Genomic DNA, 13,761 nt, shown 5'->3' on the forward strand with positions numbered 1-13,761 from the left:
TTCTTAAAGAAGCGACCAATGGCCGCTTCCTAAGAAATGACTTTTATCCATTATTTTTCAGGAACTTTTACGCTTCCGTCAAGGATTTTAGCTTTTGCATCTTCAACAGCTTTTTTACCTTCTTCTGAAAGGTTTGTTACTGCTAGCTCAACCCCTTTATCTTTCAATGAGTAAACAATCACTTGTCCACCAGGGAATTCACCTTTTTCTGTTTTGTTGGCAATATCTTTTACAGTTGTACCAACTTGTTTCAATGTAGATACAAGAACAAAGTTAGATTCTTTACCATCTTTAGAAGTGTATTTACCTTCTGCTGCTTGGTCACGGTCTACACCGATAACCCAAACTTTTTCGTTTTCATTTTTGTTTTCGTTCAATGATTTTGCTTCAGCAAAGACACCAGCACCTGTACCACCAGCTGCTTGGTAGACAACGTCTGCACCGGCAGCGTATTGAGCTGCTGCAATTGTTTTACCTTTGGCAGCATCACCAAATGAACCAGCGTAGTCAACTTGGACTTTGATAGATGGGTCTACTGACTCAACACCAGCTTTGAATCCAGCTGCAAAACGTGAAATAACTTCAGATTCGATACCACCTACAAAACCAACTTGTTTTGTTTTCGTAGTTTTCGCTGCTGCAACACCAGCAAGGTAAGCTGCTTCGTTATCCGCAAATCTTACGCTCGCAACATTATTTTGACCTTCAATCACATCATCAATCAAGACATAGTTTAGGTCAGAGTGGTCTTTTGCTGCTTCCTCAACTGCATTGTGAAGGGCAAAACCAACACCGAAGATCAGGTTGTAACTTCCAGCCGCTTGTTGCAAGTTGTTAGCATAGTCTGCTTCGCTTGTTGATTGGAAGTAAGTGTAACCTTTATCTTTAGAAAGATTGTGTTCTTTACCCCAGTCTTGCAAACCTTCCCAAGCTGATTGGTTAAATGATTTATCATCAACACCACCAGTATCTGTTACGATTGCTGCTTTGGTCTTCATTTCTGATGAAGATGAAGCTGCGTTACGAGAAGAGCGGTTACCACATGCAGCAAGTCCAACTGCTGCTACTGCAACTAGACCAAGGCCTAGCCATTGTTTCTTGTTCATTACTGAACCTCCTAAATAAGATGTGCAACGATGTTGCAAGTATGGATTGGTTGGCCACAAGGACCACAGCCACTACAAGAGCGGCCCAGACTAATTTAAGTCTGTAAATGAGTATGGAAGTAACTCCCCGACCGTCATCTCGACCGTCGATTTATCTTTAGCGACTAAAGTCACTTTTAGATCTTGTTCAAAAAATTCAACCATGACCTGGCGGCAAGCACCACATGGCGAGATGGGTTTTTCAGTTTGTCCGTAGACAATCAATTCTGAAAATTCCCGTTTCCCCTCAGAGACTGCCTTGAAGATAGCTGTACGTTCCCCACAGTTAGTCAAGGGATAACTAGCATTCTCGATGTTCACACCTGTATAAATACTACCATCCTTGGCTACTAAAACAGCTCCGATAGGAAAGTGAGAATAGGGCACGTAGGCATTCTTGCTGGTTTCAATTGCTAGTTCAATTAACTCAGTAGTCGCCATCAGCCAATTCTCCTTTTAAGATTGCTACACCAGCGGATGTTCCAATACGAGTAGCACCTGCTTCCACAAAAGCGACAGCATCCGCATATGAACGAGCTCCACCAGCTGCCTTAACTCCCATATCTGGTCCGACTGTTTTACGCATCAACTGAACATCCTCAATAGTGGCACCACCAGTTGAAAATCCAGTTGATGTTTTGACAAAGTCAGCGCCTGCTTTCTGGGATAATTGGCAAGCCACAACCTTTTCATCGTCTGTCAACAAGCAAGCTTCAATAATGACCTTCACCAACTTGTCACCACTTGCTTCTACGACAGCACGGATGTCCGATTCAACTAAATCCAGATTGCCTGATTTGAGAGCACCGACATTGATAACCATATCAATCTCATCTGCACCATTTTGGACAGCTTCTTTTGTTTCAAAAGCTTTCACAGCTGAAGTTGTTGCTCCCAAAGGAAAACCTACTACTGTACAAACTTTTACATCTGAGCCTTCAAGCCCTGTTTTCGCATGTTTCACCCATGTGGGATTAACACAAACGCTGGCAAAGTCATACTCACGCGCTTCAGATAGCAAACAATCAATTTGTTCTTGGCTTGCATCTTGCTTTAAAAGCGTATGATCAATATATTTATTTAACTTCATATTCGGATTCTCCCTGGTTTTATGAGATAATTTCTATAATTTCTCGTAAACTTTGCACTCCATCATTTATTTTAACATATTTTTGAAATTCTGTAACTAGTTCAGAAGAAATTTTTCCATTTGTATAAACTTTTGCAACAATTTCCCCTTTTTGAACGGAGTCTCCAACCTTCTTCTCAAAAACAATCCCTGTTTCATAGTCCAAGTCATCAGACTTGATTGCACGACCAGCTCCTAGTCTCATGGCATAGAGGCCAAATTCCATTGCAGGAAGAGCTGAAATAACACCCGTATCTTGAGCTGGAATTTCCACCACATGGGCAACTTTGACGGGGCGATAAAGATCTTCTAAATCACCGCCTTGTGCTGTTACCATTTCTTCAAACTTAGCCAGTGCTTGGCCATTTTCCAGGTGTTGACGGATTTCCTCGATCGTTTTCTCAACATCAGCCAATCCAAGCATAATCTGAGCTAACTCGCAGATAAAGTGACTAATATCTTCTCGACCTTTTCCTTGAAGAATCTCGATTGCCTCAAGGATTTCGAGACGATTGCCAATGGCTCGTCCCAAGGGTTGGCTCATATCGGTAATAACTGCTACCGTCTTTCGACCAACTGCCTTACCAAGATCCACCATGGTTTGAGCCAATTCGCGTGCCTCATCAACCGTCTTCATAAAGGCACCCTCACCGACCGTTACATCTAGCAAAATGGCATCCGCTCCTGCAGCAATTTTCTTGCTCATCACCGAACTCGCAATCAAAGGAATCGTGTCGACAGTTGCGGTCACATCTCGGAGGGCATAGAGAAGTTTATCTGCTTTAACCAGCTGATCTGACTGCCCAATGACAGATACACCAATGTCCTGTACCTGACGAATGAAATCCTCTTGACTTCGCTCGACTTGGTAGCCCTTAATGGATTCCAATTTATCAATTGTCCCACCAGTATGGCCGAGACCTCGACCACTCATCTTAGCAACAGGCACGCCGAAACTCGCAACAAGGGGAGCCAAAATCAAGGTCACCTTATCACCTACACCACCAGTCGAATGCTTGTCAACTTTAACCCCATCAATAGCTGACAAATCAAACTCCTGACCTGTTTTAACCATATTCATCGTCAGATCAGAAATCTCACGTGTGGTCATTCCTTTAAAATAAACAGCCATAGCAAAAGCAGACATTTGATAATCTGGAACAGTTCCAGCCACATAGCCTTCTACCAACCATTTGATTTCAGCCGTAGTCAGTTCTTGACCATCTCGTTTCTTTTGGATTAAATCAACTGCTCTCATTCTTTCACACTTCTAAGGATATAATATCCCTTATCTTTCTTTACAATTTCACAACTTCCAAAAACGTCTTCCATCTTATTTCTAGCACTTGGAGCCCCTTGTTTTTTCTGAATGACGATGGTTAAATCTCCTCCGTCTTTCAAGAAATCTCTGCTCTTTTCGATAATCTCATGAACAACCTGTTTGCCCGCTCGAATCGGCGGATTGGAAATAACATGGTCAAACTTCCCTTCAACTTGTTCATAGATATTGGATTGGAAAATCGTTGCTTCTACTTTATTACGTTCAGCATTTTGTCGCGCTAGGTCCAAGGCACGATTATTGATATCGACCATGGTTACCTGAGCTCCATAAGCCTTGGCTAACGACAAACCCAATGGCCCATAACCACAACCCACATCAAGGACCTTCTCTCCTTCATTGACCTCTAGGCACTTAAGCAAGAGCTGACTCCCAAAGTCAACCATTTTCTTGCTGAAAACACCCGCATCCGTCAAAAAGGTCATGTTTTCTCCCAACAACTCCACTCTCAACTCATGAATGTCGTGAGCAGCATCAGGATTTTCTGCATAATACATTTTACTCATAAAACTATTTTACCATAATTTGGCTTGAATTGTAAATCGTTTACAAAGTGATGATCAAATGAAAAAGACTGAAGAATCCTAGTCAAAAAACCTTTTCTTCAATCTCTTTCAATTATTAGAAATACATTACAATCTATCGGGAACTACAAATTATCATAGTCAGGAAAAAACAGTTCGTCTGCAATCGGGCGCATTTTTATTACTATTTCTTAACCTTAAAATACTTTATTATCAACAAGATTCCCAATATGATGTTTAGATAAAAACCCAACTGATAAGTTTGTGTCAAGATTTCCAAACTTGTCCAAAGTCGTATCAAATCTTCTAGTGACATACGGAATAGATATCCTTCTGTAGCAATCCACAAAATCAAAAATAGATAACTACCAGCAGCAAGCCATTTCATCCACCGTTTTTTTAGTAGCCAAGCAATCAAGAGCGAACAGATAAAGACAACTGTTACAATGGCATGTTCCATCAAAAAAGTAAAACCGTAATAGGTTTCTACAAAGCGTCTACCATTATCCGCATTCGCTCCCCTTATAAAAGGTAGTGCAAAACTTAAAATAAAACAGAGTTCCAATATATAACGTTTTAAGATTTTCATGACACACCTCCAATAAATTGTGAACCAAAAAGCTCACTTTTAATAACTGATAAGTCTTCAGAAACCATTCCCTATCTCATCATTAAATTATTCAACCTCCATCTACCTCTATTATACGATATTGACTTACTACCATCAAGAAACCGCTTTATCTTTTTAGCTTTTTATGGTATGATAAACAAAATATCTAGGGGAAAACAAATGACCAACGAATTTTTACATTTTGAAAAAATCAGTCGCCAGACTTGGCAATCATTGCATCGCAAAACAACCCCTCCCTTGACAGAGGAAGAGTTAGAATCCATCAAGAGTTTCAATGACCAGATTAGTCTACAGGACGTAACAGATGTCTATCTTCCCCTAGTTCATCTTATCCATATTTACAAGCGCACCAAGGATGATTTGGCCTTTTCAAAAGGAATTTTTCTCCAACGCGAAAGTAAATCTCAGCCTTTTATCATTGGGGTTTCTGGTAGTGTTGCTGTGGGAAAATCAACTACTAGTCGCTTACTTCAGATTCTTTTATCACGTACTCTCCCGGATGCTACTGTAGAATTGGTGACAACTGACGGTTTTCTCTATCCCAATCAAACCTTGATTGACCAAGATATCTTAAATCGCAAAGGTTTTCCTGAAAGTTATGATATGGAAACCTTGCTGAATTTTCTTGACCGCCTAAAGAATGGGCAAGATGTCGATATTCCTGTCTATTCTCATGAAGTGTATGACATCGTTCCTGGAGAGAAACAACGTGTCAAAGCTGCTGATTTTGTCATTGTCGAAGGCATCAATGTCTTTCAAAACCCTCAAAATGAGCGCCTTTACATTACTGATTTCTTTGATTTCTCCATCTATGTGGATGCTGCTGTCGAGGACATTGAAAGCTGGTATCTGGATCGTTTCTTAAAGCTGCTCAGCTTTGCCCAAAATGATTCCAACAGCTACTACCACCGTTTTACTCAAATGCCAATTGGAGAAGTTGAAGCATTTGCTCACCAGGTTTGGACCAGCATTAATCTCACAAATCTACAAAACTATATCGAACCGACAAGGAATCGCGCCGAGGTCATTCTCCACAAGACCAAAAACCATGAAATCGATGAAATTTACCTAAAAAAATAATTTCCCCTTGTCAAAACCTAAGTTTTCAGATATAATAGTATAGTTAGTAAATATGGAGGTAAGAACATTGGCAAACATTAAATCAGCTATCAAACGCGCTGAATTGAACGTTAAACAAAACGAAAAAAACTCAGCTCAAAAATCAGCTATGCGTACTGCTATCAAAGCTTTCGAAGCAAACCCTTCTGAAGAACTTTTCCGTGCTGCTAGCTCAGCTATCGACAAAGCAGAAACTAAAGGTTTGATTCATAAAAACAAAGCAAGCCGCGATAAAGCTCGTCTTTCAGCTAAACTTGCTAAATAAGAAACAGTCCATAGAGGCTGTTTTTTTGTCCTCTAATCAGAAAAGGTAGAAAATGAAAATCGCAATCATAGGATATTCTGGAGCCGGCAAGTCAACTCTAGCTGAAACGTTATCAAACTACTACTCTATCCCCAAACTGCATATGGACACACTCCAATTTCAACCTGGTTGGCAAGACAGTGACCGCGAATGGATGTTGGGCGAGATGAAAAACTTTCTCACAAAGCATGAAGCTTGGGTCATTGATGGTAACTACTCTTGGTGTTGCTATGAAGAAAGAATGCTGGAAGCTGACAAAATCATCTTTCTCAATTTTTCACCATGGACTTGTCTCTTTCGAGCCTTTAAACGGTATCTCACATACCGAGGCAAGGTCAGAGAAAGTATGGCTGCAGGTTGCCCTGAACGCTTTGACTGGGAATTTATCAGATGGATTCTCTGGGATGGGCGGACCAAAACTGCTAAAGAACGCTATCAACGGGTTCAAGAAACCTATCCAGAGAAAGTAATTGTCCTCCGGTCTCAAAAGGAGATGGACCACTTCTTAGAAAATCTCGCGCATAACAAGAAAAACCAACGTGTATAACGTTGGTTTTTTGCTTTTACCCAATCACACTTCCATTTGGTACAGCTGGATCAACTGTGAGAAGGGTTAATTGTCCATCATGTTCAGCTGAGAGGATCATCCCTTGGCTGACATATTTTTTCATCATCTTGCGTGGTTTGAGGTTGGCAACGATGTGGACCTTCTTGCCGACCAATTCTTGCTCATTTGGATAGTATTTGGCAATTCCTGAGAGGATTTGACGGTCTTCGCCATCACCAGCATCGAGGCGGAATTGGAGCAACTTATCAGAACCTTCCACTTTAGAGACTTCTTTGACTTCTGCGACTCGGATCTCAACCTTGTCAAAGTCTTCGAACTTGATTTCATCCTTGTTGAGTTTGAGTTCAACTTCATCTGGATTCCATTCTTTTTCGACGGCTGGTTTGTTGCCTTCCATTTGTTCCTTGATATAGGCAATCTCTTCTTCCATGTCGAGACGTGGGAAGATTGGTGTTCCTTTGGCAACTACTGTTACACCTGAAGGGAAATCAGCCAAGCTCAAGTTTTCTAGGCTAGAAACTTCTGCTAGACCAAGTTGTGCCAATACAGCGCGACTAGTTTCCATCATAAAGGGCTCAATCATGTGAGCTACAACACGAAGGCTGGCTGCCAAGTGGCTCATGACACTTGCCAATTGGTCACGGTGCTCTTCATCCTTAGCCAAGACCCATGGGGCTGTCTCATCGATGTATTTGTTGGTACGTGAGATAAGTGTCCAGACTGCTTCAAGGGCACGTGGGTAGTCAACTGCTTCCATGTGAGTATGGTAGTCAGTGATAGATTGCTCTGCTACTTGTGCAAGAGCATGGTCAAACTCTGTTACACCCTCTACATAGGCAGGGATTTGCCCATCAAAATACTTGTTGATCATGGAAACCGTACGGTTAAGGAGGTTTCCAAGGTCATTGGCCAATTCATAGTTGATACGGCCGACATAGTCTTCTGGAGTGAAGGTTCCATCTGAACCGACTGGAAGGCTACGCATGAGGTAGTAACGAAGTGGATCCAGTCCATAACGTTCTACTAGCATTTCAGGGTAAACGACATTCCCTTTAGACTTAGACATCTTGCCGTCTTTCATGACGAACCAACCGTGGGCAATCAAGCGGTCAGGCAATTTCATATCCAACATCATGAGAAGAATTGGCCAGTAGATAGAGTGGAAACGAAGGATGTCTTTCCCTACCATGTGGAAGACCGTTCCATTCCAGAACTTGTCGTAGTTAGCATGATCGTCTTGCCCGTAACCAAGAGCAGTCGCATAGTTAAGAAGGGCATCAATCCAAACATAGACAACGTGTTTTGGATTTGATGGGACTGGCACGCCCCAGGTAAAAGTTGTACGAGAAACTGCCAAATCTTCTAAACCTGGCTCAATGAAGTTTTTCAACATTTCATTGAGACGGCCATCTGGAGTGATAAAGTCAGGGTGCGATTTGAAAAATTCAACCAAACGGTCTTGGTATTTGCTGAGGCGAAGGAAGTAAGACTCTTCAGAAACCCATTCCACTTCGTGACCTGATGGAGCAATACCGCCCGTTACATTTCCAGCTTCATCACGGAAAACTTCCGCAAGCTGACTTTCTGTAAAGAATTCTTCATCTGAAACTGAATACCAACCAGAATATTCACCTAGGTAGATGTCATCTTGAGCAAGTAAACGTTCAAAGACTTGCGCCACTACTTTTTCATGGTAGTCATCCGTCGTACGGATAAATTTATCGTACGAGATATCAAGTAATTGCCAGAGTTCTTTGACGCCAACCGCCATGCCGTCAACATAAGCTTGAGGTGTGATGCCAGCTTCTTCCGCTTTTTGCTGGATTTTTTGACCATGCTCGTCAAGACCTGTTAGATAAAAGACATCGTAGCCCATGAGGCGTTTGTAGCGAGCTAGGACATCACAAGCGATGGTTGTGTAGGCAGAACCGATATGAAGTTTACCAGATGGATAGTAAATCGGTGTTGTAATATAAAAATTCTTTTCAGACATAATTTTTCCTTTCCAGGCTAATGAAACCTGTTTTTCTAACACTTCATTATATCATATTTTCGGTGATTTTCGATAGGAAAATCCATACAAAAACAAGACAGACAAATGTCCATCTTGTTTCTCCTGTTCTATATCTTATTCATAACGAAGGGCTTCGATTGGATCGAGCTTAGAGGCTTTATTGGCCGGCAAGACTCCGAAGATCATCCCAACACTTGCTGACACAGCCAAGCTAAAGAGAGCGATTGGGAGGGAAACCCCAACTTCAATACCTGCAATCATGTTTTGAAGCAATACTCCAGCTAACATGGTCATTCCAGCAGCAATCCCAAGACCGATGACACCACCTAGCAAGGTCAAGATCATAGACTCAATCAAAAACTGGACCAAGATATTAGCCCGTGTAGCTCCGAGAGCCTTACGCAAACCAATCTCACGCGTACGTTCTGTCACCGAAACCAGCATGATATTCATAACACCAGTTCCCCCGACAAAGAGAGAGATTCCTGCGATGGCACTGATAACAGTGGTCATAAAACCAAATAGTTGTTGTACCTCTTGGAAGGCGGCAGTGGCGTCCGCAACTTGGTACTCCCCTTGCTGAAGACCTGCAATCTCAGTCAGTTTTCGAGCCAACTCTGGACCCAAGGTCTGCGTTAGACTAGTATCATTGACACGAAAGACGATGTTCGAGATTTCATCAGTATTAAAATTGGCTGCGAGAGAGATATTGGTCGTAATTGGAAGACCACCAATCCCAAAGGCTTTAGCAGTTTTGGCTTCATTGCTTGTATAAACGCCAATCACACGGTAACTAAATTCATTGACAGAGATGACTTGATTAACCGCAGCTTCTGGACTATCAAACAAACTCTTGGCTAGTTCTTCGTCCAGCAAAATCACACTAGCAAATTCCTTGTAGTCTTGCGGTCTTAGACTTCTACCCGCAACGATTTCATTTTCAACTGCGTTCATGTAGGTGCTATTTCCACCAGTCAAAGTCGCTCGTTCAACCTTCTTATCCTTATAAGACAGGGTGACGTTGGTCGAGTTAGTGACATAGTAACTGTCTACTCCTTTGAGTTTAGCAGCCTCCTTGACCCAAGACTCTAGTGGTTTTGGCGGTTCAACATGAACATCCTCTTCTTTCCCACTGACTGTCAAAGCTGACTGACGCTGAGTAAAGGAGCCATCCTTGCTCTTGATAGGAGAGAAAAAGACATGGATATCCTTCTGCGATTTGGTCATGTTTTTATTGACCTGACGAGACATAGAGTCGCCAAGAGCCATGATGACAACGACAGACGAAACTCCGATGATAATCCCAATCATGGTAAGGAAGGAGCGCATCTTGTGGGCCATGATGGATGAAAAGGCAAATTTCAGATTCTGCATCTTAGTTTTCCTCCTTTTCTACCTGAGCACTGTCAGACGAGATGACACCATCACGAATGACAATTCGGCGTTTGGCATAGGCAGCAATCTCAGGCTCATGCGTGACCATGATAATGGTTTTCCCTTCCTTGTTTAACTCCACCAACAGCTGCATGATTTGATTTCCTGTCTTGGTATCCAAGGCTCCTGTGGGTTCGTCTGCTAGGATGATAGAGGGATTATTTACCAAGGCACGGGCAATCGCTACACGCTGCTTTTGACCACCTGATAACTCAGAAGGCAAATGATGACTGCGCTCCGTCAACTCAACCTTTTCCAGAAATTCCTCAGCCAATTTTCGACGTTTTGAAGCCGAAACACCAGCGTAAATCAAGGGCAATTCGACGTTTTGAAGTGCATTGAGCTTGGACAAGAGAAAGAACTGCTGAAAGACAAAGCCGATTTGCTGATTGCGGACCTTGGCCAGTTGTTTCTCTCCCAGGCCTGCCACTTCTTGCCCTTCAAGGTAGTACTCTCCACTGGTTGGTGTATCCAACATTCCGATGGTATTCATCAACGTAGACTTACCAGAACCAGAAGGTCCCATAATGGCAACAAACTCACCTTCATGAACTTCTAGATTGATATTTTTAAGGACCTGCAGTTCTTGGTCACCATTTCGGTAACTCCTGCAGATATTTTTGAGACTAATTAGTTTCTTCATCAGCCTTCACCTCTTTTCCTTCTTCCAAGGAAGATGTTGGATTACTGATGACCTTGGCACCGTCTGTCAAACCTGAAGTAATTTCTTGGTTGTCTGCGTCCGCATTCCCCAAAGTAACTTCTACCTTCTTCGCTTTTTTCTGGTCGTCAACGATCCAGACATAGTTTTTGTCATTTTCGGTAACAACACTTGTCAAAGGAACAAGGATGGCCTTACTCTTGTTTTTGACTTCCACACTGACAGAGAAGCCTTGTTTCAACTCACCGATATCGCTAGTCACATCAACAGTATAAGGGTACTTAGATCCAGTATTTCCTCCAAGGGCTGCATTTGCTGCTTCTCCATTGTTTTTAGGATAATCAGAAATATAGCTGATTTTTCCTGTCCAGCTCTTATCTTGGTAAACCTTCGAAGTAAAGGTAACTTCTTGGCCTACAGAAAGGTTAGCAAGGTTGTATTCAGACAACTCCCCTTTGACCTGCAAGTTTTCATTACTTACGACATGTACTACCACTTGGCTATTACCTGTTGGCGATTTGGAAACATTACGATTAACTTCAACTACAGTCCCTTCCAGTGTACTCAGGACAGTTGCAGCATCTAGCTGAGCTTGAGCCTTGTTGAGTTGAGCAACAGCATCTGCACGGTTATCCTTGGCATCACTGATTTGAGAATCAATAGAAGATACTGAAGAAGTCGCTGCTTGCGCTTGTTCTGGGAGTCCAGCTTCTGTTGGAACCTGTGGTGAAACTGGTGTAGCTGATGCATTCTCACGAGCTTTGTTTAACTCCTCGATATGACGGTCTGCCTTTGCAACTGCACGATCGGCTGCATCATAGGCAGCTTGAGCATCTGCACTGCTGTATTTGACCAAAGCTTGCCCTTCTTCGACCTTGTCTCCAACCGAAACGAGAATTTCATCTAAATCTCCCTTACTAGCATCAAAATAAACGTATTGTTCATTTTTTGCTGTAACCGTACCTGACAAGAGAACCGATGAAGCAACCGAACCTTCCTTAGCAGTAACGATATGAGAGGTTTCCTCCTTGACTGCTGACTGGGAGGGTTGTCTAAAAATCAAAATCCCCGCAGCACCGATAACAATAGCACTGGCAACACCAATTGCTGTATATAATTGCCATTTTTTTGCCTTTTTATTTCTTTTCATTTTCAAGCTCCTTTATTTTTTTGCCTTACAAAAACCATTATATCAGAAATACGAGACCTAAACAATGATCGTTCAGAGAGAAACAATGACAATTCAGGATCATTATTTCGTTCGGTATTCGTTTGTTGGATTATTGTGCTAGATATATAATACAATATCTTTTTGAATTTGGCAAGCCTTTTTATAATTTTTTTACCGTAGCAGATTTTTGCATTCAAAAAATAAAAACGATAGAATATGACTATCAAAGCTATAAGGAGTTTTCTATGAGAGAATATGATATCATCGCCATCGGTGGAGGAAGCGGCGGCATTGCCACTATGAACCGAGCTGGTGAACACGGTGCTAAAGCTGCTGTTATCGAAGAGAAAAAATTAGGTGGAACCTGCGTCAATGTCGGCTGTGTTCCTAAGAAAATCATGTGGTATGGAGCGCAAATCGCTGAAAGCTTCCACCACTACGGCCCTGACTATGGTTTTACAAGTTCAGATGTTCAATTTGATTTTGCTAAGCTTCGTCAAAACCGTGAAGCCTACATCGATCGTGCTCGCTCGTCTTATGATGGAAGTTTCAAGCGCAACGGTGTTGATTTGATTGAAGGTCGTGCTCATTTCGTTGATTCCCACACAGTCATCGTTAATGGTGAATTGATTCGTGCCAAACATATCGTGATTGCGACTGGCGCTCGTCCAAGCATCCCAACTATTCCTGGAGCTGAACTCGGTGGTAGCTCAGACGATGTCTTTGCTTGGGAGCAGCTTCCTGACTCCGTTGCGATTCTTGGAGCTGGCTATATCGCCGTTGAATTAGCAGGTGTTCTCCACGCACTAGGAGTAAAAACGGATTTGTTTGTCCGTCGTGATCGTCCCTTGCGTGGTTTTGACAGCTACATCGTTGAAGGACTTGTCAATGAAATGGAAAAAACAGGTCTACCTTTGCACACACATAAGGTACCCGTCAAGCTCGAAGAAACGGAGCAAGGTATTACCATTTATTTCGAAGACGGTTCTAGTCACACTGCCAGCCAAGTTATCTGGGCTACTGGGCGCCGTCCAAATGTAGATGGTCTGGAGTTAGAAAAGGCTGGCGTTACACTCAACCAACGTGGATTTATCCAAGTGGATGAGTATCAAAATACAGTTGTAGATGGCATCTATGCTCTTGGAGATGTTACTGGTGAGAAAGAACTTACCCCCGTAGCCATCAAGGCAGGACGTACCCTATCTGAACGTCTCTTTAATGGAAAAACAAATGCCAAGATGGACTACACGACTATCCCTACTGTTGTCTTCTCCCATCCTGCTATCGGAACCGTCGGTTTGACCGAGGATCAAGCTATCAAAGAATACGGCCAAGATAACATCAAAGTCTACAAGTCAAGCTTTGCATCTATGTACTCTGCCGTTACAAGCCATCGTCAAGAATCTCGCTTCAAACTCATCACTGCCGGTGCAGACGAAAAAGTTGTTGGCCTTCACGGACTAGGATACGGAGTGGATGAGATGATTCAAGGATTTGCAGTCGCTATCAAGATGGGAGCAACCAAGGCGGACTTTGATGCTACAGTAGCTATCCACCCAACTGCCTCAGAAGAATTTGTGACCATGCGCTAATTATCGCAAGAGACCTCTTGAGGTCTCTTTTTACTTGCATAATCGGCTGTTACAAAATTGTTACCTTTATTCAAAAAATAGGTTGACTTTTCTTTCTGAATTAGTATAATAGTTACTATAATTTTGAAAA

14 protein-coding genes are annotated in these 13,761 nt (G+C 42.4%); 4 read left to right on the top strand and 10 right to left on the bottom strand.

Going from position 1 to position 13,761, the window contains the following annotated elements; all coding sequences use genetic code 11:
• Nucleotides 1–50 precede the first annotated feature (50 nt).
• The 6 genes from P8P68_RS03135 to P8P68_RS03160 form a co-directional block, all read right to left on the bottom strand.
• Nucleotides 51–1,106, bottom strand: a complete 1,056-nt coding sequence (locus P8P68_RS03135; protein WP_001036152.1) for a BMP family protein — start codon at nt 1,104–1,106, stop codon at nt 51–53.
• Between the two features lie 90 nt (nt 1,107–1,196).
• The gene (locus P8P68_RS03140) at nt 1,197–1,586 is read right to left on the bottom strand and encodes a cytidine deaminase (protein WP_000246104.1); all 390 of its coding nucleotides are present in this window, start codon (nt 1,584–1,586) and stop codon (nt 1,197–1,199) included.
• Nucleotides 1,573–2,235, bottom strand: coding sequence for a deoxyribose-phosphate aldolase (gene deoC, locus P8P68_RS03145; protein ID WP_000773690.1), 663 nt, complete (start codon nt 2,233–2,235; stop codon nt 1,573–1,575). Before deoC ends, P8P68_RS03140 begins: the two co-directional genes overlap by 14 nt.
• Before the next feature lie 19 nt (nt 2,236–2,254).
• Complete coding sequence (locus P8P68_RS03150) at nt 2,255–3,532, bottom strand: pyrimidine-nucleoside phosphorylase (RefSeq protein WP_001202985.1); 1,278 nt, start codon at nt 3,530–3,532, stop codon at nt 2,255–2,257.
• On the bottom strand, nt 3,529–4,119 hold the full coding sequence (locus P8P68_RS03155) for a class I SAM-dependent methyltransferase (protein WP_008293752.1): 591 nt from the start codon (nt 4,117–4,119) through the stop codon (nt 3,529–3,531). The genes P8P68_RS03150 and P8P68_RS03155 overlap by 4 nt, the downstream gene beginning before the upstream one ends.
• 202 nt (nt 4,120–4,321) lie before the next feature.
• Nucleotides 4,322–4,726, bottom strand: coding sequence for a hypothetical protein (locus P8P68_RS03160; RefSeq protein WP_278276141.1), 405 nt, complete (start codon nt 4,724–4,726; stop codon nt 4,322–4,324).
• Between the two features lie 201 nt (nt 4,727–4,927).
• Between P8P68_RS03160 and coaA the strand changes: the two genes are divergently transcribed.
• The 3 genes from coaA (at nt 4,928) to P8P68_RS03175 (ending at nt 6,738) form a co-directional block, all read left to right on the top strand.
• A complete protein-coding gene (gene coaA / locus P8P68_RS03165; RefSeq protein ID WP_061427578.1) occupies nt 4,928–5,848 on the top strand; it encodes a type I pantothenate kinase in 921 nt (306 codons plus the stop codon).
• 67 nt (nt 5,849–5,915) lie between these two features.
• Entirely contained in the window at nt 5,916–6,152 is a 237-nt protein-coding gene (gene rpsT / locus P8P68_RS03170) for a 30S ribosomal protein S20 (RefSeq protein WP_001274000.1), read from the top strand.
• A gap of 52 nt (nt 6,153–6,204) precedes the next feature.
• On the top strand, nt 6,205–6,738 hold the full coding sequence (locus P8P68_RS03175) for a DNA topology modulation protein (RefSeq protein WP_247931017.1): 534 nt from the start codon (nt 6,205–6,207) through the stop codon (nt 6,736–6,738).
• A gap of 16 nt (nt 6,739–6,754) precedes the next feature.
• On the opposite strand, the gene metG is transcribed toward P8P68_RS03175, so the two are convergent.
• The 4 genes from metG to P8P68_RS03195 form a co-directional block, all read right to left on the bottom strand.
• A complete protein-coding gene (metG, locus tag P8P68_RS03180; protein ID WP_278276142.1) occupies nt 6,755–8,752 on the bottom strand; it encodes a methionine--tRNA ligase in 1,998 nt (665 codons plus the stop codon).
• 135 nt (nt 8,753–8,887) lie between these two features.
• A complete protein-coding gene (locus P8P68_RS03185; protein ID WP_033606364.1) occupies nt 8,888–10,147 on the bottom strand; it encodes an ABC transporter permease in 1,260 nt (419 codons plus the stop codon).
• 1 nt (nt 10,148) lies between these two features.
• Complete coding sequence (locus P8P68_RS03190; RefSeq protein ID WP_278276143.1) at nt 10,149–10,850, bottom strand: ABC transporter ATP-binding protein; 702 nt, start codon at nt 10,848–10,850, stop codon at nt 10,149–10,151.
• The gene (locus tag P8P68_RS03195; RefSeq protein ID WP_278276144.1) at nt 10,834–12,018 is read right to left on the bottom strand and encodes an efflux RND transporter periplasmic adaptor subunit; all 1,185 of its coding nucleotides are present in this window, start codon (nt 12,016–12,018) and stop codon (nt 10,834–10,836) included. Before P8P68_RS03195 ends, P8P68_RS03190 begins: the two co-directional genes overlap by 17 nt.
• A gap of 266 nt (nt 12,019–12,284) precedes the next feature.
• On the opposite strand from P8P68_RS03195, the gene gor reads away from it, so the two are divergent.
• Nucleotides 12,285–13,631, top strand: a complete 1,347-nt coding sequence (gor, locus tag P8P68_RS03200; RefSeq protein ID WP_278276145.1) for a glutathione-disulfide reductase — start codon at nt 12,285–12,287, stop codon at nt 13,629–13,631.
• Nucleotides 13,632–13,761 lie beyond the last annotated feature (130 nt).

It is taken from the genome of Streptococcus sp. D7B5 (assembly GCF_029691405.1).
Classification (GTDB): Bacteria; Bacillota; Bacilli; order Lactobacillales; family Streptococcaceae; genus Streptococcus.